General features: G+C 65.1%; 1 pseudogene. It reads left to right on the top strand.

The features are described 5' to 3' along the window. A pseudogene (locus SB725_RS31455) lies at window positions 1-200 on the top strand (ABC transporter substrate-binding protein); the annotation flags it as partial. Between the last annotated feature and the right edge of the window lie 69 nt (window positions 201-269).

The raw sequence follows: 269 nt of genomic DNA, 5'->3' as shown, positions 1-269 counted from the left end.
ACACCGAAGAGTTGGTCAAGCGCCTCAAGGACACCCTGATCGAGGGCGACAAGGGCTTTCTGGCCGGCCTTGACCCGGCACACACCGCCAAGGACCTGGTGGACGATCGCTTCGTGCGCAACGCCATCGCCTCGGTGGGCGGGCTGAAGGCCTTCGGCCTGGCGGACAGCTTCGAGCGCAGCGAGGAGTTCGGTCTTTGATGGGCAAGCAACCTTCTTCCCTGAGCCATTGGCTCCTGGGGCTTGCCGGGCTGTCGAGCCTGCTGCTGG

It is taken from the genome of Pseudomonas sp. SIMBA_041, from assembly GCF_046535095.1.
Taxonomy (GTDB): domain Bacteria; phylum Pseudomonadota; class Gammaproteobacteria; order Pseudomonadales; family Pseudomonadaceae; genus Aquipseudomonas; species Aquipseudomonas mucoides.
The sequence above is the reverse complement of the archived record's forward strand: the minus strand, read 5'-3'. Positions and strand labels throughout refer to the sequence as shown.